Here is a 24215-nt window from a genome sequence, read left to right on the forward strand (position 1 = left end):
AATCGAGTGAAATTATGAAGATTACAGCAGAACCTATTACTATCGCGATGCAAACACCTTTTCGCATCTCTCGTGGCAGCCGAACTGAGTGTCACGTTGTTCGTGTTTACATTGAACATGGTGGCAAACAAGCTCAGGGCGAATGTACGCCTTACCCACGATACGGCGAGTCATCGGAGTCTGTGTTAGCGCAAATCCAACAAGCGTCTAGCGCACTTGAAGCTATGTTTGCACGAGGCGTTACCGATCCCGCAGAGCTAAGAGAGCATCTTCAGTCTTTATTGACCGGAGGGGCAGCGCGAAACGCGGTCGATTGTGCGCTTTGGGATTTTGAAGCGCAGCAGAACGAACAGACGTTTCCAAATAGCTTGTTTGAGTTACCTGCTCAAATCGTTACTGCAATGACCGTCTCGATTGGTACGCCAGAAGCGATGGCGACCCAAGCTCGAGATTATGTGGCGAATGGTGCGAAACTTCTAAAAGTGAAGCTTGATGGCGAGCAGGTAGTAGAGCGTGTTTGCGCGGTACGAGAAGCTGCGGCAGATGTTCAGATTGTACTGGATGCTAATGAAGCGTGGGCAGGGTTGAATCTCGAAGAGTTGCTCAATCAACTGACTGAGTTTGATATCGCGATGATCGAACAACCTCTTCCACAGCAGCATGATGCCTCACTGGCACATATCAATCACCCGATTCCACTGTGTGCGGATGAAAGCTGTCATACCACTTCGCAACTTTCATCTTTGTTAGGCAAGTATGAAATGGTCAATATCAAGCTCGATAAAACGGGCGGTTTGACCGAAGCATTGGTACTTGCTGAAGAAGCTCAAAGGCTAGGATTTACTCTGATGTCGGGTTGTATGCTAGGCACCTCATTGGCGATGCGAGCGGCGCTGCCTATTGCGGTTCAATCTGAAATCGTCGACCTTGATGGTCCTGTATTACTTGGGCAAGATGTTTCGCAAGCACTGACTTATCAAGATGGGATGATCATTCTTTAAGGTGGCTTAGCGTTCAGTATGGTGATGCAGGTTATAGGTAGGCACGCGAACTTTTGGACAAAAGTGAGTTAGGACTTTTGTCCTATATCTACTAAGTTAGATGAGAGAAATATCGAAGACCTACATTGTAAATATTCAGGCTCAAGTACAGCCACCAAGACGTACTTGATGACTATAAGATCAAGTCTGAGCAAGTGAAAATTAGTATAGCTAAACACGTATTTTTCTCGATCTAATCATGTGCTCTCGTAGATAATAAGCCCTTGCAGAACCAGTTTCTACAATTCCATTAAGTAGCTCAAGGCATGAGTTATACATTTTCCTATTTAATGCACCTCTATTTTCTATTTGAAGATATCGTCCTATCGACATTTCTAAATAATATGCCGTATTAATTTGCTTACCTATAAGTTCTGAGTTCACAGTGAACTTTGAAGTTAGAAGATGAATACCTTTATCAAAGAACACACTATGAAAGTGATATATTAAAGACGCTAAAGCTTCAAAAACGTGGCTATTGCCAGCAGATTGATTAGCAAATTCCAATAAATAGTGTGCCCCAGCCTTCATGTCACGTTCTTCATTAGGATGACCTTGCCAAGGACTATCCGCATACATTAGTCCACGTAATAGCTGATTTAAATCATTCTGTAACCCTACATAACGGTCATTGACATCATTCATGGCTATCTTATGTGCCTCTGGTGCTAATAAACTCCAAAGTGACCAGACTGCGTAATAATCATCTTCTTTTTCCACTACTACATTATATGAGAGTGTTATAGAATAAATAAAGCTGGGGGCTTTTGAACACCCTAAGAGCAATAGCTCTTTAAAGGGCATAAAATTATTATTTCTTGAATAAATAACATGCTCAGAAAGGCAATCTTGCATCTGTTTTTTTATGTCATGATTTATTTTTTCATCACCACTTGAACGATGATTTTGATATTCAGTATCAAATACAAAATTCACTAACCTGTTAACCAACTGGATCTGAACATCATCCATAGTACAATATGGAACCATTAACATTGGTAAATGAAGAAACCATGAACAATGGCTTTCCAAAGAAATATCGTTAACCGAAAGCTTAAATTTTCCATCAACTAATTCATTACGAAATGTTGTTATAAGGGCATTCCATTTTTCGATAGCTGCTTGCAACTCATCACCTTGTAGATGATAAAACCTACGTACCACACTATCTTCTCTTCGTAATCTGGCATACTCAACTATTCCAGCTATACAACTGGATGCTAATTCAGCGTCTCTTGACCAAAGAAATTCCCTTACCCCCTTAGCAGCATCAGCACTAACATTAAGGTTCTCATGGGTTAATGCTGTTGCCAAAGCAAACTTCAAATGCTTTTCTTGTTCTGGATCTAACTCTAAATCAAATAATTTAGGCAAAACAAATGCACACGCTCCAGAGCCATAATAATCAGTCTTATCATGGGCTGTTGTTCCATTCATATTATCTGCGTGCATAAATATTGACTCTAGGATAACTCCTAGGCACCACTCTTTATCTCCATCACTTAAGTTCAAAAGGTCATCTCTAACACAAACAGCAGCAACAGTTGTGATTGTACCAACCGCCATATCGGCAAAGTTGTGAATTTCACCTTTTTGGAGGGAATTGAGTAATTCTTTTGCGGCTATTAATGCATCTTGATATGAAGAGAAATATTTTTCTTCGAGCAATTTCTCTTCGAATAATTTCCGTCCCCATAAATTCAAACTAGTTACAGTGTTATCAATTGCATGTTTTTCATTATACTCTTGCTGATCTTGCTTTAAATCTGCTGGAAGATCAGACGAGCTTTGAAGCAATATTCGATCATTATCTTTATCTTCAACAGCTTCCCAAGTCCTTGTATCAACTCGGTGTACCATATACCGAAGATTTTTTTCATTACGAGCAGTCGCTTCATCTGTCAATTCATCAACAATTTTTAAAGCATCATCTCTTAACTCACTTACGAATTGAAGCCTTGTTAATAAGGTTTCTAACGACTCTTTTCTCCAAGGTCTAAGTGCGGCTTTTCTTCTTTCCTCGATGTAAATTTGTGTCATTACATCTCTTTGATGGTTAAAAAAGTGTAGTTCATTCCCCCCCATTTCTTGCGTCATTCGAATTAAATCTAAATGGTATAAATCAGCAGTTTTCAGTAAAGGAAATGCTGCTTTTCCTACTTTATTAGGGAAACCTGTCGCCACAGAAGATAAAACAGATGTAGGCATTACAGAGTTACTTTTTCTCAACAAGTAATCGTATATCCATTCTATTTCATTGTCTTCACTACACGTATCTACATATTCAACCAACCAATTTTCTAACGCCATAAGCGCACATTGAAGAAGATATGGTAATGTTGACTGACCTCGGTAACCTTTCCAAAGGTGAGGCGAGGCATACTGCTTTATTAATGTTCCATCAGTAAGAATCACACCCACTTGCTTTGCAGCTACTTCATCAGAGAAGTACTTTTCTTGTTCATCCGCAGAAGGAGCGCCAAACTCAGATTCAGCATACTTCTGTGCAGTTAAATTGCATAATTTAATAATAAAATCTAACGCTAATCTAGGTTTTGATTCAAGGAGGTACTTAAAAGGTCCTTTAGAACCACTTGCGGGGAAAAAATCACGTTCTCGATCTAAACCATAGGATTCTTCAACATCAATTCGGCCATAAGAACTATAGCCAAACTCATCTTCTTCTGTTTTTTGCAGTAACCACTCATGCAAAGAAAGCTTAACTACAAAGTCAGGATTACGCTTGCATAACATAGGCACATTAGTGCCTACAAGGGCTAAACTAGTCAGCTCATCAACATAGCTTAACCTTCTAGGCTTTACCTTGGAGATGAAAACATCCTGATCCATTAATTCATCAAATTTTTCTTTGATTGCTGTCGAAACCTTTAATAGGGCATTAAGTATTTTCTTTCTTCGCCCCTCATCACGATAAGAATCTTTAACCTGTTCAAGCAGCCATAAACTTAACAAGCCAACCTTTTGTGATGCATTTGGTAGTTCCTCATATATATTAACGAGTCCACACCATTCATTTATCACCTCAACAACTTGAGTAAGCATAGTGTTACTCAAGTCATGCTTAACCTCATAGATAAAATTAAACAATGCCTCCCAACCGTTACCATAGGGCTGTAAAAACAAAGATTTCAAAATCCCTGATTTTTCGTCTTTAACCAGTAAATTATTATATAGTGAACTTGGTCTTTGACAGGCTATTCTGAGAATAAAGCAAAAGCGGACCAAAAGTGCGCAATCATCCTTTAGAAGCTGAGACTTAAGAGAATATAGAAAATCCTCTGGCGAGCCATGTTGCATAATCGCTGCAATAGCTTCATCCTTCCAGTAACTTTCTATACCATCAGTGGTCAAGACTTCTTCAACAAATTCATTCGTTGCATCATCAAATTTCAATTTTCTGTATAGCCATAACCGAAAGGCTCTACTAATTGCAGGCTCATTACCAATAGTTAATAAAAATTGAACTAAGTCTTGCGAATTTTCAACGAACTCGATCTCTATGTATTCTTCTAATGCCCAGTCCTCTAATACATCATGCATTGGACTTATAGTGGCAGACTTCTGATCACGGTGAATTAAATGATCCTCTTCCAATTTAGCAATGACTTCAGGATCAAACTCACTAGATCTAATACCAAACAACATTTTTTTCGCTCGTTGTTTTGCAATATTAATAAAAGTTGTTCTTCGCTTATCTGGCATTCCTGATTTTCTATCTGCCTCTTTTGAAATCACTGTTGCCCAGACAGTATTTCTAAAATCGACTTCAGTATCACCAGATTTAAATTGTGCACCATTACCAATAGCTCTTACTGCAATCTCGATAAAGAATGGTACTTTAAGCAATTCAGTTAACGAGTCATTAGATATTAGCCCTGTTAACTCAGGAATATGCTCACTGACTTGGACAACTTGATCCGTAGTAAGCCCTTCCACATTCACACTGTCAAACTGGATAGCACTAGGTTGAAGATAATTAAAAGTAAGTTGTTGATATGCATAATCACGGCCCGTTGCAATAATGGTCCAACCCGCTTGTTTTTTTATGTATTGAAGTAAATCAATAAATGCATCTTGATAATTTAGCTCTAAAACTTTTTCTAGAGACTCAATAACAAGTATTTTTTCTTTAAGTAACGAGAAGTACCCTTCAATCTGACCTAACGTAGAGTTCATTCCGATAGATGTAAAGACATCGTTAAGGTGGTTTTTATCTAAGTCTTCAGCTCTTAAATAGAAAACAGGAACATCTTTACCTTTCGTTGAGATAAAGTCTTTAACAACTCCAGATTTTCCAACACCTCTAGCGCCAGTAACAAAAATAAAGTCATTTACCTCGTACAGTTCAGATATTTCTGCTATCTGCTCAGCCCTATCTATATGAAAACCATTAATAGTGTTCGATATTCCATCAAATATATGGTCTCCACGCTCTTTAAGCTTTAAAAAATCATGTTCAAAATTTACTTTACTTGTCGACTCAAATAACAATTTAACTTCTTTAGGTGCATTATCTTGAGTTAGAGTCCCTGCATTCTGGTTAAATTCTTGGGCACAAGTTACTAATTTAGACAAAACAAGAGGTGGTGACTCATCCGAGTAACATTCAATCAAAGAGCACAAAAGATTTGCAACTACTGAGTATTTTGCATCTAAGTCGAATGAAACTAACTGAAAAACTTTTAAGAAAAGCCATAATTCATCATCAGTAATAGCATTCCCACCATTAGCAACGGTTAATTGTGCCCTGAATATATTAAGTTTGTTAACTTTTGCTTCACTAGTGAAGCCTTTCGTTTTAGATTTTTTAATAAAGTCTGCTGAGTTTGACGAATACTTAGCCCATTCCAATATTGGTAGAGTATTATTAACGTCAAGTTTGGGTAACGGGCCAGTTATTAATGCAATTGAATCATTTTCAACATTAAATTCAGTACTTTGAAAATCTTTCCATGCACTATTAATAACTTCAGCAAACATTGAATCAACAGCCCCACTTATAGTGATTTCATGCTTAATCTGAGCAAAAAGCTGACTTTGGTTACTTGCTTTATCAGTCGCAACTAAAACAAAGTCATCCGTATTTACGCCATCATATTTATTCTGAAACTTTAACTCTTTTGCCCTCATATCCTGTGATAAGCAAGGAACACAAGACTTTGTTAGCAATGACAATGCAAAAGCAGCTTGAACTCTAGTTTCAAAGTTAACACCACCACCTCCAGTAGAAAATGGATTGCTCTGTTGTTTGACATCATTACTCATTTCTCATCTCCATAAAGCGCACAATGAAATTCATGAGTTTTTCCGTGCACAAGTCTCACTAATTTTCAACACTTTATCGCAAAAAACGGTAGGATGATATGAGCACAGTCACTTACCCGATACAAGCAATTTAACAATGAATGGTTAAATGTGCTTAGAATTAATTTTGTGACTCAAATGGTCACAAGTTACAAAAATGGCAGCCCAACCTAGTAAAATTTTTAAGCCAGTTATCAGCGTGTGAAATAGCCTGAACTGTCAGTGCTAACGCACTTTGGGGCAAAAATGAGCCAGCCGTGATTGACTGACTCAAGGGAAGCTCTCTTAGTTACTTGATCGGAATATAGATTTCGGTTTTCAAATTCTCAGGTTTAGTTCGTCTTGGGTCTCGATTCAGGTACACCTCAAAGCATGGTTGGTCTCGCAGTTCAAACCCACTGTCTGGTAGCCATTTCAAGAGTAAATAACGGTATGCTTCAGAGAGTTTCTCGTAAGTACCTTTGTGCAAGGCCTTGGCATATTTGCCACCCAAAATTGTCTTGCGATCGATACATCCATCCTATTTCGACATAGGTAGTGTCCTACACTGCGAGACTCCATGATTTTCCATTATTGCTAATTTGTCTGAAAGTTTAGATTCAAGACCGTTTTGCGAATGATAAGCCCAATACGATCAATCTCTATGATAAATGATCAGACTTTATTGGAAGTGCTCGAACTAAAATGCCCTCCGACAGGGATTGATAAAGTAATCACGTTTCTGTCGGTGCGGTCACTTTCTATTATCGCAAAACAGACCATGCAAGCTTTATAAAATAATTGTTATGATATCTTATGTGAAATGTTAATGATTACTCTTCGTTTAATAGCTTCACTAAAGCTATTCGATCTAAGATTAAATAGGTAAATCACCTAACTGATTGAATCATTGACGGATCCTGTTGATTTTATGATGAGAAGAAGGTGGAGCGAGTGAGTAGTCATGTCTCCGAGGTGATAGAAAATAAAGACAGTTTTGAACGCCCGTTTTCGATCAAAATCCCGCGTCGTAAGTGGTTTGGTTGGAAGGGCATTGAACTGCGTTTGGTGTTGGCATTGGCTATGTTATCGATGACCACCATCTTCCTCTCAGTTGTCTCTAGCTTCACCTTTGACGATTTAAACCAACGCCTTGTTGAATTAAAAGAGAGTGAAATCCCCGCCTTAGATAACGCTGCACGCCTCAATGACATGGTGCGTGTGATTATCACGACCTCATCTCAGCTCAGTGACGCTGAATCTAATTTAGAGCGTAAGCAGGCGATGCTCAAAATTGAAGAGGCCATTTCAGTGATGAATAGCGTTATGGTTCAATTCCCTGATTATCACGCCTATTTTAAAGATCTTATCGCCCAGGTTAATAATAGTCTGAGCCTGTTGTATCAAAGTGAGATTGAGTCAGAACAACTCAATCAAGAACTTCGTAATTTGCTTGAAGGCTTTTATCCTCTATTGCAACAAGCCAGTGACTCACTCGATAGTTTGCCTGACCCAGCCAAAGATCAAATCCAATATACTCAGTTGAAATCTCTGCTTTATTATCAATTAGGCTTAGTAGAGAAGCTGTATAACGACTCAAGCTTTAATGAGCTCGATTACACCAGTTACCGTCTAGAACAAGTCGGGGAAGAGTGGTGGAAGCTCTGGGGCAGTGGTGATTTAAGAAGTGATTTTCCTGAGTTAGATCATCAACTCACAGTGATCTATAACCTTGCCTCAAGTGATAGCAGCTTGTATGGGATGAAAAACAAAGCGCTCGATCATCTCTATCAAGAGCAATACTTCCTGCAAAACAGCCGCGAGCATTTGAACCAATTAACCGTGCAGATCGAAAGCAACACTAGCAAGGTGAATAGCAATATTGACCAATCGATTCAGCTGGCGCAGCTGTCTTTACAATCGAACCAACAACTCTCTCTTTTTCTTTCTCTGTTTAGCGTGTTGGCTGCCGCTGCCATTTCATGGTTCTACGTGCGTAAGAGTATTTTAGAAAGGCTTTTACAGCTCAAAGACAACATGTTCGCGATTTCTACCGGTCATCTGGATACCGAAGTTTCTATTCGTGGCAAAGACGAAGTGACGCAAATGGCCAAGTACCTAAAGGTATTCCAGACCACGGCCAAAGTCGTTAAGCAAACCAATCGAAAATTAGAGGCTGAGGTTGAAGAGCGAACCTTAGCCGAAGCCAAGCTACGTGTTACTCAAGATGAACTCATTCAAGCCGGAAAATTAGCCGCGTTGGGACAATTAAGTGTCGGGATCACGCACGAGATCAATCAACCTCTGACGGCAGTAAACAGTCATGTTCGAAGTGCTCAATTATGGTTAGGCAAGCAAAGGCCTGACAGGGCAGAAGAGAATCTGAAAAAAATCGAGGTCTTGTTAGATAAAGTGGCTGCGATTACTCGTCACCTAAAGGCCTTCTCACGTAAGAGTGATGGAAAGATTGATAACGTTGAATTGAATAAGGTGATTGGTGATGCGATTGACCTGTTTGAAACCAGACAGAGCACGGTCTCGATTCAGTATTCACCCCAAAGCGACCAGGTGGTTCGAGCTAACAACATTCGCTTAGAACAGGTACTGGTGAATTTGATCAGCAATGCTTTGGATGCCATTGAGCACAGAGAACAACCAGAGCTCAGCATCTCAACTCAAGAGCATTCGAAGACCATTCAGATTTTGGTGATGGACAACGGGTTAGGGATACCTGAAGAGGACATTCCGCATCTGTTTGACCCATTTTATACCCGCAAGACAACAGGTAAGGGGCTTGGGCTTGGTTTGTCTATCGCATACAACATCATAAAAGACTTTGGCGGCTCGATTCACGTGGAATCGGTTGAACACCAAGGCACCACTTTTATCGTCACTCTACCAAAAGGCATAGCCTCATGACTGCAGAAAAACACATAGTTCTTATCGATGATGAAATCGATGTCGTTGAAGCCGTGAGTGAAATGTTAGAGCTAGAAGGGTTTAGCGTTACCACTTTTACCGACCCTAACCTTGGCCTTAAATCGCTCAAAGCAAACAGCCAGTCGGTTGTATTGTGTGATGTACGAATGCCACAGGTGGATGGGCTTACGTTACTGAGTTCAATTCAACATAGAGCCGCTAACGTCCCTGTATTGTTGATGAGTGGCCATGGCGATATTCCCATGGCGATAGAGGCAATGAAGCTAGGGGCGTTCGACTTTTTAGAAAAGCCACTTAATGCGAGTGAGTTGGTAGAGAAGCTCGATTTAGCGTTGGCACAGTCTCAGCACAATTGCCCAGCAGCTACAGACGGTGATGAGGAAGCTGAGTTACCGATTGAAACGGTGGTTATTGGCCAATCAAAAGCGATGGATACGATACGCAAGCAAGTGCTCGCACTGTCTCATACTGGTGTTGATACCATCATCAACGGCGAAACAGGAACGGGCAAAGAGGTGATTGCTCGCGCGTTGCATCAATTTAGCCGTCGTAAGGCGAAGCCCTTTGTCGCGATTAACTGTGGCGGTATGACAGAAAGCATTATCGAAAGTGAGTTGTTTGGTCATGAAGCGGGTTCGTTTACCAGTGCCAACAAGAAACGCATTGGCAAAATAGAACAAGCCAATGGCGGTACTCTGTTTCTTGATGAAATAGAAAGCATGCCAATTGCGGTGCAAATTAAACTGCTGCGCGTGATTCAAGAGCGAATGATTGAGCGTGTTGGTGGTAACGAGTTAATCCCGGTCGATATTGTGGTGGTAGCCGCCAGCAAAGCCGATCTTGCGAGCTTGAGTGAAAAGGGGGAGTTCAGAGCCGATCTCTTCTATCGTCTTAATATTGCTAGCTTAAACCTTCCCGCATTGCGTCAACGCAAAGAAGACATTCAGGTGTTATTCCGCCATTTTGTGATTCAAGCGAGCCACAAGTACAAGACGCGTCCGTCAACGATCTATCCCGAACAAATACAGCAGCTATGTCGACACGAATGGCCGGGTAACGTGCGTGAGCTGCGTAATGTCGCTGATCGTTTTGTGTTGGGTATTGTGGGTGATGGCTTTGATCTTCAATCGCCGATTTGCGAGTCGTCCGGAGAAGATTTCGCCTTTGAAAAACAGATGGAGCAGTACGAACGAAATGTACTGACCGAAGCGTTGATAGAGAGCGCGGGCAACATCAATGAGGTCTCAAGCAAGCTGAACCTGCCACGTAAAACGCTTTATCGAAAAATGAAGAAACACCAATTGGATAAAGAGAGCTTCAAGGCCTAACTGGTTCATTCATTCGCTTAATAAAAGCACAAGACAACAATGACCCATTTAACTTTTAGTCGAATGGTTAACCGTTTCAAGTAATTGTAATAAAAGGGCTTTAACATTTGGCACAATGCGTGCAATCACTACATTGTGGCATACGTTCACATGAGGTTATTCGGTGCTGAGTCAAAATCTATATGACAGCTATCTATATATGACAGCTATCCAACACCGAATGATCGAATAAAGGAAGTTAGAAAAATAATTGCTTGTTGCAAGGAGATACAAACATGAAGCAAATACTGAAAGGTTCGATTGCTCTGATACTAGGTGTGAGCTCGATGACGGCATGGGCCGCAGCAGAATCAGCCGACTTAGGTCCTCGTCCCCTCTTTTTAGTGAACAATATGGATGAGAGCCCTTTGAAAACCAAGCTGTTGAGTTGCAGTGAAGGACCTTTTCATCGTAGTGATTTTTCTATTGGACATCGCGGAGCTGCGATGCAGTTTCCTGAACACACCAAGGAATCCTACTTAGCGGCGATTCAAATGGGCGCGGGTGTCGTGGAATGTGATGTGACTTTCACTAAAGACAAGGCGTTGGTATGTCGTCACTCGCAAAGTGATCTGCACACCACAACCGATGTTTTGGCGCATCCAGATCTCGCGAAGAAGTGTTCAACACCGTTCACGCCGGCTAACCCAGCGACAGGCGAAGATGCTCAGGTTGAGTGTCGTACCTCTGATTTCACGCTAGCGGAGTTTAAGACCCTGAAAGGGAAAATGGATGGTGCGAATCCAAAAGCAACCACGGTTGAAGAGTACATGAATGGCACACCTGGTTGGAGAACCGATCTTTACAGCCAAAGTGGCACACTGATGACACACGCAGAAAGTGCGGCATTGTTTAAAGAGCACGGCGTGAAGGTGACTCCTGAGCTGAAATCGGCGGCGGTAGAAATGCCTTTCAATGGTTTTAGCCAAGAGATGTACGCGCAGAAGCTGGTGGATGAGCTGAAAGAGGCGGGTTTTGAGCCTTCAGAGACTTACCTACAGTCATTCAACTTGGATGATGTGAAGTACTGGGTTAATGAGACGCCTAAGTTCGGTAAGCAAGCCGTTTACCTTGACGACCGTGTTTACGAGCAAGCGGACTTTGTTGCGTCTGTGGAGAACATGAAAGAACTGCACGATGCGGGTGTGAATATCATCGCGCCACCTCTGTTTGCTTTGGTTGAGCTAGGTGAGAACAACGAATTGGTTGCGTCTAATTACGCGAAACTGGCAAAAGATGCTGAGCTTGAGATTATTGCATGGACACTGGAGCGTTCAGGCCCGCTAGCGCAAGGTGGCGGTTGGTATTACCAAAGCGTGAAAGATGGCATCAACAATGATGGTGACATGATGAAAATGCTTGATGTACTGGCGCAAGATGTTGGTGTTATGGGCGTATTCAGCGATTGGCCTGCAACGGTAACTTACTACGCTAACTGTATGGACAGCGACGCTTAGGCGATTCAGAGCGCGCTGTTACATCGCTAATTATAGCGTTTGTATAGAGAGCGCGTAGCCAAAGAATAATAAGAGAAAAAGCAGTGAACCAAAGGGCCTTCGGGCTCTTTTTTTACCACTGAAATCGATGGGACAGAAATGACCCAAATGATGGGTTTTGAGTTGGACACGAATGACTCAAAAGTAATTTGAAAGTGTGGGTTTTTATTTAAGTGGCTGAAATTAAAGATATAAAAAGGTGGCACAAAGGCTGCAATAGTGAAGGTGACTTTCAACAATAAGTAAAAGTAAGGTTTGAATATGAAAATCAGTGTTAAAGGACTGTTAATCGCTAGCTCATTACTACTTCCTTCAATGGCTATGGCAAGCGACTGCTCTAGCCGTGGTGTGTTAGACGATCGATACTGTGATGAAAACCAAGATTTGGTCGCCGATTCACCAAAGAACCCAGATGAGTGGAACGACCCAAGTACGCTTGTGTTTACTTATACGCCAGTAGAAGACCCTGCGTTGTACAAAGATGCGTTTGCGGATTTCCAAGCTCACCTAAGTAAAATTACGGGTAAGCGAGTGATTTACTACACAGTTCACTCGAACTCTGCGCAAGTAGAAGCGATGCGTTCTGGTCGACTGCACGTTGCAGGTTTTTCTACGGGCCCAACAGGCTACGCAGTTAACCTCGCGGGTTACGTTCCAATCGCTGTGAAGGGCGATGAGTCTGGCTTCCAGGGCTACAACTTAATCACGATTGTGCGTAAAGACAGCGGCATTAACAAAATGTCTGATCTGAAAGGCAAAAAGGTTGCACACACTTCTGCATCTTCCAACTCTGGCAACCTAGCTCCACGTGCGTTATTCCCAGCGAAAGGCCTAGTGCCAGATGAAGATTACAAAGTGCTTTACTCAGGTAAGCATGACCAATCGATTCTCGGTGTGTTCAACGGAGACTATGATGCGGCACCTGTGGCATCTGACGTTTATGACCGCATGGTTGCAGCAGGTCGTGTCGACGATTCTGAACTGAAGATCATCTACCGTAGCCCACGCTTCCCAACGTCTGCGTTTGGCTATGCTTACAACCTAAAACCAGAGCTAGTTGAGAAGATCAACGAGGCTTTCTTTAGCTACCGCTTTACACCAGAAATGAGCGCATCGTTTAAAGGTGCCGACCGTTTCTCGCCAATCAGCTACAAAGAAGAGTGGGATGTAATTCGTGATATCGCTCATGCGACAGGTACGGCTTACACCAAAACTGGCCTGAAGAAGTTAGCTGAGAAAGATGCGGCTAAACGCGCGAAGAAAAAAGCCGCTGAGCTAGCAAAACAAGCAAACAACGGCTAGTTCTTAGTTCTGTTGGAAGGCTAAGTTTTAGAAAGACTTAGCCCTTTAAAAACACCTACTTCAACTAAATATCTATGCCCTCGCGGGTAGGGCATAGATCATTCGAAAATTCGCACAAGGAAATGCAGTATGGCCGTAGCAAGCTATGAAGGAATAAAGATAAACAACCTTTTCCACGAATATGTGGCAGGCAAGCCAATCCTTAAAGGCATTAATATTGATATCGATGAGCCAGGTATCATCGCGATCATTGGTCCATCGGGTACCGGTAAAAGTACGCTTCTGCGCTGTATCAACCGCCTCAATGATCCAAGCCAAGGTGAGATCATATTTGATGGCGCAGACCTGACTCAATTAAAAGGCCAAGCGCTACGTAAACAACGTCGACATATCGGTATGGTGTTTCAAGAATATAACCTTGTCGAACGTTTAACGGTTATCGAGAACGTGTTAAGCGGCCGTTTGGGTTACATGACCGCTTGGAATGCGTGGCGTCGTAACTACTCTGCGCAAGACCTAGCAAAAGCGTTCGAGTTACTTGAATTTGTTGGCCTGCAAGACTTTGCTAACCAACGTGCCGACAGTTTGTCAGGCGGCCAAAGACAGCGTGTCGGTATCGCTCGCGCAGTCATGCAAGACCCATATATCTTATTGGCGGATGAACCGACGTCATCACTCGACCCAAAAACCGCGGTAGAGATCATGGAGTTGATGGAGACATTCGCAGAACAGAAAAACATCCCAGTGTTGGTGAATATCCACGATGTGAACTTAGCCAAGCGTTATGCCAAGCGCATCATCGGCATGTGTAACGGTAAAGTGCATTATGACGGTAGCCCTGAAGGGATCTCAGAAGAAGACCTAAAAATCATTTATGGGGGTGAGTCATGGCTGGATTAAACCCAAGCTCGTCGCCAAGCGTACCGTCAAACCAGTCGCCAGCGAAGCATGAAAACCCGTTCAAAACCTCATGGACTAACCGTGCAATTATCGCTGCAATCATTGGCTACCTGTTTTACAGCTTTTCGACGTTAGGGCTGACCTTTGAGCGTTTGGTCATCGGTTTTGGTGAAAGTGAGCGGCTACTATCAAGAATGTTCCCGCCAGATTTCTCGCGTACTAATCTACTGCTAAGTGGCTTAGCCGAGAGCTTACAGATAGCGATCATTTCGAGTTTCTTCGGCATCATCATCTCATTGTTTCTTGGCTTACTTGCCGCAAGAAACATGATGCCTTCGATTGTATCGACACCTATTCGTGGCTTCATCGCACTGTGTCGCTCTTTCCACCCAGTGATCATTGCCATTCTATTTGTGAAAGCGGTGGGTTTCGGTGCCCTTGCTGGGATCCTGACTTTGGTCTTCGCATCGATTGGTTTTATTGCCAAGCTTTTCGCTGAAGCCATTGAAGAGATCTCTTTTAAACCGGTTGAAGCGATTAAAGCAACGGGGGCGAGCTTTGTCAGCGTCATTCTGTACGCGGTTATGCCACAGGTATTTACTCGTTTCATTGGCTTTGCTAGCTACCAATTGGACTCAAACTTACGTAACTCAACCATGGTTGGCATTGTGGGAGCAGGTGGGCTTGGTGGCACGTTATTCTCGGCATTCCAACGTTTTGATTACGACTTTGTCGCCGCTATTTTGATCACCATTATCGCATTGATTCTTGTGGGTGAATTTCTTTCCAATATTGTTAGGAGAATCTTCTAATGACAACTGCATCTATCGATAGAGAGTGGCAGCGCTTTACACCCAACGAACGTGTGGCTCGATTTGCCGTTTACCTTAGCCTTGTGTGCGCCATCGTGTGGTCTTGGCAAACCGTTGAAGTAATTCCTGAGTTCTTATACGACGCGCCAGCCCAGTTTGCCGACATGTTCGAGCGTATGGTGCCAATGGATTACGCGTTCTATCCTGAGTCGATTCACGCAGCGATGATTGAGACACTGCACATCGCGACGTTAGGTACCTTGTTTACCTTGGTATTTGCTATCCCTTTGGCGCTGATGAACGCGCCAAATATCACTCCGAATAAAGCTTTGAATTGGATTGCTCAATTCTTTCTCGTTTCTTCACGTTCAGTGAACTCATTGGTTTGGGCATTGCTGTTCATCGCACTTTTTGGCCCCGGTGTTCTCGCAGGCATTATGGCAATTGCTATTCGTAGTATCGGCTTTGTAGGGAAGCTGTTAGCGGAAGCAATCGCTGAAGTGAACATGGGGCCTATTGAAGCTTTACGCGCGACAGGCGCTTCTTGGATGAGCGTTTTACTTAAAGGTTATTGGCCACAAGTAATGCCTGCGTTCTATTCCATCGTGCTGTTCCGTTGGGACATCAATGTACGTGAGTCTGCGGTATTGGGGTTAGTGGGCGCTGGTGGTATTGGCGTGGTGCTTAACGATGCGCAGAACCTTTTCGAGTGGCAGAAAGTATCAATGGTGTTGGTGAGTATCTTCGCAGTGGTTATCGTTGCAGAAGCGGTGGTGATCCATATCCGTAATAAACTCATATAAACATATGGTGCAATGCAGCGTGTTTTGTGTGATGTGTCAAAGTTAAGAGCTTATCTAGCATTTTGAAGCTCAAACGACCCTAGGTACTTCGGTCTACCTAGCGGTCGTTTTTTTATGTTGTTTGAATGGGCAGAAAGCTTGTTTAGACAGGGATGGTTAGCTTTTCGCTGTCTCAGTTTTAAGCGTCAGAAGAGCATCCACAAATTCTGCAAACCCATAGCCACCCGGTTGTGACATCACCTTGTTTGGATGATGATCTAGTTTATCCCAATAATGCCGAATGTTAGCCACGCCAACGGTGAGCTGTAGTGATTCGAACACCTGTTGATCATTCATTGAATCGCCGACATAACACGCTTGCTTGTGGATTTGTTCAAGCGATAAGCCTTTATTAGCCAGAAAACGATGTACTGCATTTTTCTTTGAGTGCTCGCCATACCAAGCATTGATATGAATCGAACTTGCCGTCGCGTGTGCGCCTAAAGCATGTATTCTTTTAAGTACCACTTGCACTATTTCAGGGTCAACAGGTTCACGGTTTTGGCCGATATCAATCGCGACCTCACACAAGCGGTAAGATTGATCCAAAGTTAGCGAGAGGTCGGGGTAACTCAACAAGATCGCTTCAACTTCTTGTTTTAGCTTTGCTTGGTTCTGACGCACTTGTTCTAGCGGTGTTTCAGATGAGAGTTGTAATGCACCATCTTGCTTCTCTAGTAAGAAGGCGCCGTTCTCTCCTAGCACTGCATCGACAGGCCAAAGCTGCGCAATATGGTCACACCAACCCGCACAAGCGCCAGTCACCGCGACCACTTTGATTCCATTGTCTCTTAGCTTTTGTAACGCAATCAAGGTTTCAGGAGGGAGTGAGCCTTGCCAAGTGAGCGTGTCATCGACGTCGGTTAATACCCATTCGATGTGCTTCCAGTTATTGCCTAGTTGGTGTTCCATCTAAAAACTCACTATTCCACTGATTGAGGTGTAGATCGAAAAAGCCAGCAACGCATGCTGGCTTTGGAATTCTTGTGCGCTTCTATTCGTGAGTGCGCTTTAACTATTAGTCGAGTTATACCAGTTTCATCTCTTGGATGATGTCTGAAGCAATTTCTGGCTTCGTGCTCGTTGGTTTCTCGTGTAAGTCTGATTTCAATTGTCCCTTACGGTTACTTAGGCCTGCTTCAAGTTTCTTGAGTGCTGAAGCGATAGCTGGATACATAACGTCATCTGTAGCTTTTGCGTTTACACGTACACCTTCGTAGTTGGTGAACACTTCAACCTGGTGTTGACCATGTTCTTTTGTGATGATGATGTCGCAGCTGATCAGTGATGGGAAATGGTTAGATATCTTCTCGAATTTACCTTCGATGTCTTTGCGTGACTCGTCGTTAATTGATACATGATGTGTTTGAACATTTATTTTCATAAATCATACCTTTCCAATGACTGTGTCATTTAAACGTAGCAAACATCGGTTAGTTTAACCAACTGCGAAATAGCACATGTGTGATTCACTTCAGTGTTATCAAATAATCTCCCTTTACTCCCTTGAAAGTCCGAAGAACTGATCGCATATTATGTTTCGTGTTTTCAATACATGTTCAAAAATACCTCACTCGCGAAGCATTCCTCTAATCTACCTTGCCAGCCTAGGTTTTATCGCCTTAACCAAACGTCAGCTCAAATACTTATTCTAGTTTAAGTTTTGTAAATCATTGCTAGTTTGATGCCGATAATGCTTTCTTTTTAAATCACTGCAGTTGATATAAAAAGTGTGGTTTATATAAAAAAGCAAAGCTCCGTGAATGCGACTATTGAATAAGGCAACTCTTGGCTGCCCTTATAGCGCCATCTGGTTTTAGCGATAGCTATTCTTCAAATTGGTAAGAAGAGGGCACCACAATGACGCCTTGTTTCGATATGTGAAAGCGTTTAGCGTCGGCAAGGTTATCAATACCGATTTGGGTGCCATCTGGCACTTTGACGTTCTTATCTATGATGCAGTTTTGAATATGGCAATTTTTCCCAATCTCAACATCTTCAAACAGAATACTATCAATCACAATCGCGGCATTACTGACTTTCACTTTCGGGAAGAAGATAGAGTTTTGCGCAGAGCCACCTTCGATCACTACGCCATTCGCTATCATCGAGTTGATGAATATTCCTTGGTTTCCTTCTACAGAAGCAATGGTGCGTGCAGGTGGCAGTTGCGGCTCGTAGGTGCGAATCGCCCAATCTGGTTGGTATAAATCTATAGGTGAGGCTGGCTTTAACAGATCCATATTGGACTGGTAGTAAGAGTCGATAGTACCGACATCTCTCCAGTACGCATCTTGGGTCACTCGGCCTTCTTCGTCGCCAAACTTATACGCGTAAACACTGTTGTTGCCGACCAATTTAGGAATAATGTCTTTACCGAAATCATGGCTTGAATTCGGATCTTCGGCATCCGCCAGTAGCGCTTGTGTTAACACCTCTTTATCAAAGACGTAAATACCCATTGAAGCCATGCTTCGAGTCGGCCTACCGGGGACACATGCAGGGTAACGTGGCTTTTCGGTAAAGTTATTGATCTCTAGAGATTCATCTATCTCCATCACACCAAATTCTTTGGCTTCATCAATCGAAACCTCCATGCACGCTACGGTTAGATCGGCCTCGTTCTTTTTATGTTGCTTGAGCATTGGCGCGTAATCCATGCGATAGATATGGTCGCCTGATAACACCACTACATGCTTAGCTTCGCTACGAGAAAGCAGATACAAGTTTTGATAAATCGCATCGGCAGTACCGCTATACCAACTATCACCTGTACGCATTTGTGGGGGGACATTGGTGATGTATTCGCCGAGCTCGGGGTTAAGCACCGACCAACCATCTCTTAAATGTTTTTGTAAAGAGTGAGACTTGTACTGAGTCAGCACCAAAATTTGGCGCAGCCCAGAGTGTAAGCAGTTCGCGAGCGTGAAATCGATGATTCGATATTTACCGCCAAAAGGTACCGCAGGTTTTGCACGGTTATCGGTAAGGGGAGAAAGCCGAGAGCCAACACCGCCGGCCAGAACGATTGTAAGAGTGTCTTGCATGGTCAGAACCTCAATGTATTTATGATTATGAACATAGACTTGCAAGCGTTGAGCCAAATGTAACTCATTGAATATTAAACGAGATGAGAATGAATTCTGCGAGATTGCACCAAGTTGATGCGTACGAGGTGTTGGCTTGCTCTATTTTGATCCAAATAGACCCGGGCAAGGTGAAGGGGTTAAATTAACAAAATGACGCACGGGAAAGTTGCATTACAAAACTGTCAATAAAATGAAGCGATAAAGTGATCAAGTCGATGTAAATTTACATAAGTTCTCACAAGTTTTCACAAATTGATTTCCATCAATAAAGTAGGGTTATTATATGCTACCTTGCACGCAAAATAAGAAATGATTACTCATTCACCAATAACGATTAAGCCCTCAAAAGGAAATTATAATGAAAAAAACAGTATGTGGTATTGCGGTTATTGCGGCTCTTATGTCAACTAGTGCTTTTGCTCATAAAGAAGGTGATTTCATCATCCGTGCTGGTGCCGCAATAGTGTCTCCTAACGATAGCAGTGGAGATGTTTTGGAGACATCGGGTTCAAAATTTGGTGTGGATTCAAACACCCAACTTGGATTGACATTTGGCTACATGTTTACAGACAACATCAGTCTCGAGATTCTTGCAGCGACGCCGTTCTCCCATACAATTTCTACAAACCATGGTGGTTTAGGTGATATCGCCGAGACAAAACACTTACCACCAACGTTGATGGTGCAGTACTACTTCGGCGAAGCAAACAGTAAGTTCCGTCCTTACGTAGGTGCTGGTATTAACTACACCGTATTCTTTGACGAAGAGCTTAATGGTGCGGCTAAAGATGCTGGTTTAAGTGACTTGTCCCTTGATGATTCGTGGGGACTGGCTGCGAATGTTGGTATGGATTACATGATCAACGACGACTGGTTTTTAAACGCATCCGTCTGGTACGCAGACATAGATACTACAGCCAAGTACAAGGCTGGTGGGAAACAGTACTCAACAGACGTTGATATTGATCCATGGGTATTCATGATCGGTGGTGGTTACAACTTCTAATCAATATCTTTAGTTTGTTAAAAGCGCTCAAGCTCCAGCCAGCTTGGGCGCTTTTTTCTTTTGATCAACAACGTCACAAACAACGCAAGCAAATCATGCATGAGTAAAAATTGATGTGGCGATTGCAATCATCGTTACCACCAAAACGAAAGCGCCACTACTTGTTAAGTAGTGGCGTTTTTTAGTTCATCGCTTATTTAGTAGCGATAGCAAAGGCCTATGGCTGTTGCTTAGTTGGTGCTAGAGCAATCTCACGGATACATACATTCTGTGGTTGTTGGTAAGCGTACGATACCGCGCGAGCAATATCGTCAGCAGCCAGTACGCCGCCCATGTCTTCTTTCCAAGAATCGTAACCGTCTTTGATTTCTTGAGATGTAGTGTGAGACAGAAGTTCAGTCTCTACAGCACCCGGTGCGATAGTGGTAACACGAACATTTGAAGCAGCAACTTCTTCACGAACGTTCTCAGAAATAGCGTGTACCGCGAATTTAGTACCACAGTAAGCCGCGTGGCTTGGGAATGTTTTCTTACCCGCGATTGAGCTGATGTTGATGATAGTACCTGTATTGCGTTCCATCATAGGAGCAAGTACAGATTGCATGCCGTTTAGAAGGCCAATCACGTTCACGTCGAACATTGTCTTCCACTCTTGAGCGTCTTGAGTATCGATTTGACCAAGAAGCATTGCACCAGCGTTGTTGATAAGCGCGTCTACAGGGCCAAATTTCGCTTCACCTTGTGCGATTGCTGCATCAAAAGACGCTTTGTCTGTTACGTCTACTTTTACTGACAGTGAGTTTGGTAGGTTCAGCGCTTCAAGGCGGTCAACACGACGAGCTAAAAGTAGCAGAGGGTGACCTTCATCGCTTAGACGACGAGCGATTGCTTCACCAATACCAGAGCTTGCACCTGTAATTACGATTAGTTTTTTCATTTTATTTCCTCTGTACTTTAATTGCGTCGGTTGGCTACGACGTGTTGTTTAAGTGCATTCGAATCAAGTGCTTGTTGCCTTGCTTCGTTGCGATGGAAGTATATTAAGGAAAATAGCATTGTTGATATATAGCGCTTTACTTGAAACACTGTTGCTGTGGTGCAACAATAAAGGCGTCTATCTCATAACTTCATTAGTAAGCTGGTGACTATGCTCAATCAAATTAACCTGTCTGATATTCGCTCCTTCGTGCTTATCGCTCGTTTAGGTAATTTCACCAAAGCGGCAGAGGAGTTGGATGTGTCTCGTTCCCACGTATCACGCCAAGTGAGTAGCCTAGAAAAGCAGATGGGTGTAACACTGTTTATCCGCACCACTCGAACCTTGAGGCTGACGCACGCAGGGCAAGATCTGTACGCGAGATGTGAGCAAGCCCTCGATAACATAGACCAAGCTCTGATTGCTGCTGTGGACGATGTCGAAGAAGTACGTGGCGACATAAAAGTAAACTGTGTCGGTGGTTATCTTGGTGAAGTGATCATCGCGGATTTGGTCAATGAGTTCATGCAACTCTACCCAGACATCAGCATTAGCCTTGATTTCAGTAGTAACCGAGTCGACTTGATTGAAGACGCGTTTGATATCGCTTTTCGCATGGGAAGCTTAGAAGACGCGGGCTTTATCGCAAGAAAGCTTTTAGACATTGAGATGGGAACACTCGCGAGCCCTGATTATTTTGCTCGTAAAGGAAAGCCAAGCCATCCTAAGGATCTGATCCACCATGACTGCTTAACGGGATCGGTGCGTAAGTGGAGTTTTCAAGCACTGGACGACACCAAGAAAACGGTCGATGTGCATGTGACGGGCAGACTGCAATGTAAAAATGGGCGAGTGTTGGTGCAGGGCGCGAAGTCGGGCAACGGAATTATTCGTGTACCAACCATCTATTGCTTACAAGAACTGAACGACGGGCAATTACTGCAAGTGTTTGAAGAATGGGTAGTGCCTAAGGTCGACTTTTCAGCGATCTACCATCGAGACCGCTATCAACCAAGCCGAATCCGAACCTTCATTGATTTTGTCAAAGGTCGCTTTGAGCAAATGCCAGTGAGCTAAATAGTGCGTGTTATCCATTATTTGGTATTGAGCGGATTTGCTTGGGCTTACATCTCGTCGATTTCGTTTTGAAGGTTTTCCAGCTGGTCTAGAATCAACAAGAACTTCTCACCGAACGGTGTCACTTGGTACTCCACTCTTGGTGGCAGTTCGTTGAACATTTGCTTATCTAAAATCCCGAATTCTACATTTCGCTTCAAACATTCATTCAATACCTTTGTAGATAGCCCTTCTACTGAGCGCACCATTTCACCGGGGCGATTAATGCCATTTGCCAGTAATTGGTAAACCGTTAGCGACCATTTACAGCCGTAGATGGTTTCTACCATGCGAGCGGAACGCTCTGGTGCTGATTTTCTTGAAAAAAAGTTTTCCTGATTTTTCATAAAGATGTACCAATAAGTACCTACCTAACCGATTTGTACTTACTATTCATAGTGTTAGTTCAAAGCCTAAGATTACCACGTTCACATGACTTAGGAGATAACAAAATGAACTTCACTAAAAATGGTATTGCAGTAGTAATCGGTGGCACAAGTGGTATGGGCTTTGAAACAGCGAAGCAGTTAGTCGCTCAAAACATCCATGTGTTGGTTGTCGGCAATAACCCAACTAAGTTAGATAAAGCGGTGTCAGAATTGCAATCGTTAGGTCACGCTTCAGGCTGGCAAGCTAACCTTTATGATGATGCGAGTGTGTCTCGCCTTATTGCGCATTTAGAGTCGCTCGAAGAAGGCATTGGTTACCTTGTGAATGCGGCGGGTTACTTCAACCCTAAAGCGTTTATCGAGCACCAAGAATCTGATTACGAGCAATACATGCAGCTTAATAAAGCAACCTTCTTCATCACTCAAGCGATAAGTAAATTGATGATCAAGAACGGTGGTGGCAGTGTGGTTAACGTTGGCTCTATGTGGGGGAAGCAGGCAATCAAAGCGACGCCATCTTCTGCCTATTCAATGGCTAAAGCTGGCCTGCACGCATTAACACAGCACATGGCAATGGAACTGGCTGAACATAATATTCGTGTGAATGCGGTTTCTCCGGCTGTGGTTAAAACACCGATTTACGAATCTTTCATTAAACCTGAAGAAGTGGATCAAGCGCTAGAAGGTTTCAACGCATTCCATCCGATTGGCCGAGTCGGTTTGCCGAAAGACATCGCCAATAGCATCTCTTTCTTACTGTCAGACAGTGCAGATTGGGTAACGGGTGCAATCTGGGATGTTGATGGCGGTGTGATAGCTGGCCGCAATTAATTAGGCTTCTGTTAAGGTGGCTGTCGCGCAGGAAAAATGCAGCGAGATGGCCTCCTGGATGAGTATTCGCGTAGAATAAAAGCTAGAAAGATAATAAGAATAATTAAAACGATAACAAGAGTAAGGTCGCCATTATGTTCAACATGGACTTTTCAAAAAAGCTGGTTATTGAAACCGAATCATTAGGCTGGATTGCAAGCCCTGCCAAAGGGGTTTGGCGTAAGCCGCTTGAAAGAGAAGAGAAAGAATCGGGCCACACGACCAGTGTTGTGAAGTACGATCCTGAATCTTCGTTTTCTGAGCACCCGCATCCGCAAGGCGAAGAGATATTCGTATTAGAGGGTGTGTTCTCAGATGAAACTGGAGATTTCCCTGCGGGCACTTATATCCGTAATCCCCCGGGCAGTGCGCATTCTCCATCAAGCAAAGATGGCTGCACGATCTTGGTGAAGCTCAACCAGTTTGATGCGAGAGACTTAACTCAAGTTCGTATCAATACTCTAGAAACGGAATGGCTTCCGGGCATCGGTGGCTTACAAGTGATGCCGCTGCATGGTTTTGAGCACGAAAATGTGGCCTTGGTGAAATGGCCCGTTGGTGAGCGCTTTCAGCCACACCGTCATTTTGGTGGTGAAGAGATCTTCGTGTTGACTGGCACCTTTAAAGACGAACATGGCGAGTATCCAAAACACACATGGATGCGCAGCCCTCATATGAGCGAGCATTTTCCTTATGTGGAAGAAGAGACGGTTATCCTAGTGAAAACGGGGCATCTGCCAGTGGTTTAAAGGAATGCTCAATATAA

General features: G+C 43.1%; 19 protein-coding genes. 12 read left to right on the forward strand and 7 right to left on the reverse strand.

All coding sequences use genetic code 11. The annotated features are described in order from the left end of the window. The first annotated feature begins 14 nt into the window (after positions 1-14). Positions 15-1001: an N-acetyl-D-Glu racemase DgcA gene (gene dgcA / locus MED222_RS15035; protein ID WP_009846252.1), complete on the forward strand. Its 987-nt coding sequence runs from the start codon at positions 15-17 to the stop codon at positions 999-1001. Between the two features lie 210 nt (positions 1002-1211). Here dgcA and MED222_RS15030 read toward each other — a convergent pair whose 3' ends face one another. Next, positions 1212-6326: a hypothetical protein gene (locus tag MED222_RS15030; RefSeq protein ID WP_009846253.1), complete on the reverse strand. Its 5115-nt coding sequence runs from the start codon at positions 6324-6326 to the stop codon at positions 1212-1214. A gap of 328 nt (positions 6327-6654) precedes the next feature. Continuing rightward, complete coding sequence (locus tag MED222_RS22830; protein ID WP_081324597.1) at positions 6655-6876, reverse strand: AraC family transcriptional regulator; 222 nt, start codon at positions 6874-6876, stop codon at positions 6655-6657. A gap of 413 nt (positions 6877-7289) precedes the next feature. On the opposite strand from MED222_RS22830, the gene MED222_RS15025 reads away from it, so the two are divergent. From MED222_RS15025 to phnE (MED222_RS14995), 7 genes are all read left to right on the forward strand, one after another. Beyond that, entirely contained in the window at positions 7290-9263 is a 1974-nt protein-coding gene (locus MED222_RS15025) for an ATP-binding protein (protein ID WP_032555115.1), read from the forward strand. Continuing rightward, positions 9260-10612 carry a sigma-54-dependent transcriptional regulator gene (locus MED222_RS15020; protein WP_009846255.1) on the forward strand — a complete coding sequence of 451 codons (1353 nt, stop codon included), beginning with the start codon at positions 9260-9262 and terminating at the stop codon, positions 10610-10612. Before MED222_RS15025 ends, MED222_RS15020 begins: the two co-directional genes overlap by 4 nt. 275 nt (positions 10613-10887) lie before the next feature. Then, a complete protein-coding gene (locus MED222_RS15015; protein ID WP_009846256.1) occupies positions 10888-12108 on the forward strand; it encodes a glycerophosphodiester phosphodiesterase family protein in 1221 nt (406 codons plus the stop codon). Positions 12109-12408: 300 nt separating this feature from the next. After that, positions 12409-13449 (forward strand): phosphate/phosphite/phosphonate ABC transporter substrate-binding protein, encoded by a 1041-nt coding sequence (gene phnD / locus MED222_RS15010; RefSeq protein WP_004732989.1) that lies wholly within the window; start codon positions 12409-12411, stop codon positions 13447-13449. 129 nt (positions 13450-13578) lie between these two features. Then, positions 13579-14349 carry a phosphonate ABC transporter ATP-binding protein gene (phnC, locus tag MED222_RS15005; RefSeq protein WP_004732991.1) on the forward strand — a complete coding sequence of 257 codons (771 nt, stop codon included), beginning with the start codon at positions 13579-13581 and terminating at the stop codon, positions 14347-14349. Further along, the gene (phnE, locus tag MED222_RS15000) at positions 14337-15161 is read left to right on the forward strand and encodes a phosphonate ABC transporter, permease protein PhnE (protein ID WP_009846257.1); all 825 of its coding nucleotides are present in this window, start codon (positions 14337-14339) and stop codon (positions 15159-15161) included. The genes phnC and phnE (MED222_RS15000) overlap by 13 nt, the downstream gene beginning before the upstream one ends. Further along, positions 15161-15964 carry a phosphonate ABC transporter, permease protein PhnE gene (gene phnE / locus MED222_RS14995; protein WP_009846258.1) on the forward strand — a complete coding sequence of 268 codons (804 nt, stop codon included), beginning with the start codon at positions 15161-15163 and terminating at the stop codon, positions 15962-15964. The genes phnE (MED222_RS15000) and phnE (MED222_RS14995) overlap by 1 nt, the downstream gene beginning before the upstream one ends. Positions 15965-16120: 156 nt before the next feature. Here phnE (MED222_RS14995) and MED222_RS14990 read toward each other — a convergent pair whose 3' ends face one another. The 3 genes from MED222_RS14990 to glgC form a co-directional block, all read right to left on the reverse strand. Continuing rightward, on the reverse strand, positions 16121-16915 hold the full coding sequence (locus MED222_RS14990) for an HAD-IIB family hydrolase (RefSeq protein WP_009846259.1): 795 nt from the start codon (positions 16913-16915) through the stop codon (positions 16121-16123). A 115-nt stretch (positions 16916-17030) separates the two neighbouring features. Further along, positions 17031-17387: a ribosome hibernation-promoting factor, HPF/YfiA family gene (gene hpf / locus MED222_RS14985; RefSeq protein WP_009846260.1), complete on the reverse strand. Its 357-nt coding sequence runs from the start codon at positions 17385-17387 to the stop codon at positions 17031-17033. 442 nt (positions 17388-17829) lie between these two features. Next, positions 17830-19050 (reverse strand): glucose-1-phosphate adenylyltransferase, encoded by a 1221-nt coding sequence (gene glgC, locus MED222_RS14980; RefSeq protein WP_032555176.1) that lies wholly within the window; start codon positions 19048-19050, stop codon positions 17830-17832. 400 nt (positions 19051-19450) lie between these two features. Between glgC and ompW the strand changes: the two genes are divergently transcribed. After that, entirely contained in the window at positions 19451-20098 is a 648-nt protein-coding gene (gene ompW / locus MED222_RS14975) for an outer membrane protein OmpW (RefSeq protein ID WP_009846262.1), read from the forward strand. Between the two features lie 217 nt (positions 20099-20315). Here ompW and MED222_RS14970 read toward each other — a convergent pair whose 3' ends face one another. After that, on the reverse strand, positions 20316-21035 hold the full coding sequence (locus tag MED222_RS14970; protein WP_009846263.1) for an SDR family oxidoreductase: 720 nt from the start codon (positions 21033-21035) through the stop codon (positions 20316-20318). 210 nt (positions 21036-21245) lie between these two features. Between MED222_RS14970 and MED222_RS14965 the strand changes: the two genes are divergently transcribed. Next, the gene (locus tag MED222_RS14965) at positions 21246-22151 is read left to right on the forward strand and encodes a LysR family transcriptional regulator (protein WP_009846264.1); all 906 of its coding nucleotides are present in this window, start codon (positions 21246-21248) and stop codon (positions 22149-22151) included. A gap of 47 nt (positions 22152-22198) precedes the next feature. Here MED222_RS14965 and MED222_RS14960 read toward each other — a convergent pair whose 3' ends face one another. Continuing rightward, positions 22199-22537 carry a winged helix-turn-helix transcriptional regulator gene (locus tag MED222_RS14960; protein WP_004733017.1) on the reverse strand — a complete coding sequence of 113 codons (339 nt, stop codon included), beginning with the start codon at positions 22535-22537 and terminating at the stop codon, positions 22199-22201. Positions 22538-22642: 105 nt separating this feature from the next. Between MED222_RS14960 and MED222_RS14955 the strand changes: the two genes are divergently transcribed. Both MED222_RS14955 and MED222_RS14950 read left to right on the forward strand, forming a co-directional pair. Next, positions 22643-23410: an SDR family NAD(P)-dependent oxidoreductase gene (locus MED222_RS14955; RefSeq protein ID WP_009846265.1), complete on the forward strand. Its 768-nt coding sequence runs from the start codon at positions 22643-22645 to the stop codon at positions 23408-23410. Positions 23411-23544: 134 nt separating this feature from the next. Continuing rightward, positions 23545-24198 carry a cupin domain-containing protein gene (locus MED222_RS14950; protein ID WP_009846266.1) on the forward strand — a complete coding sequence of 218 codons (654 nt, stop codon included), beginning with the start codon at positions 23545-23547 and terminating at the stop codon, positions 24196-24198. Positions 24199-24215: the final 17 nt, after the last annotated feature.

This window comes from Vibrio sp. MED222, from assembly GCF_000153005.1.
GTDB lineage: Bacteria > Pseudomonadota > Gammaproteobacteria > Enterobacterales > Vibrionaceae > Vibrio > Vibrio tasmaniensis_A.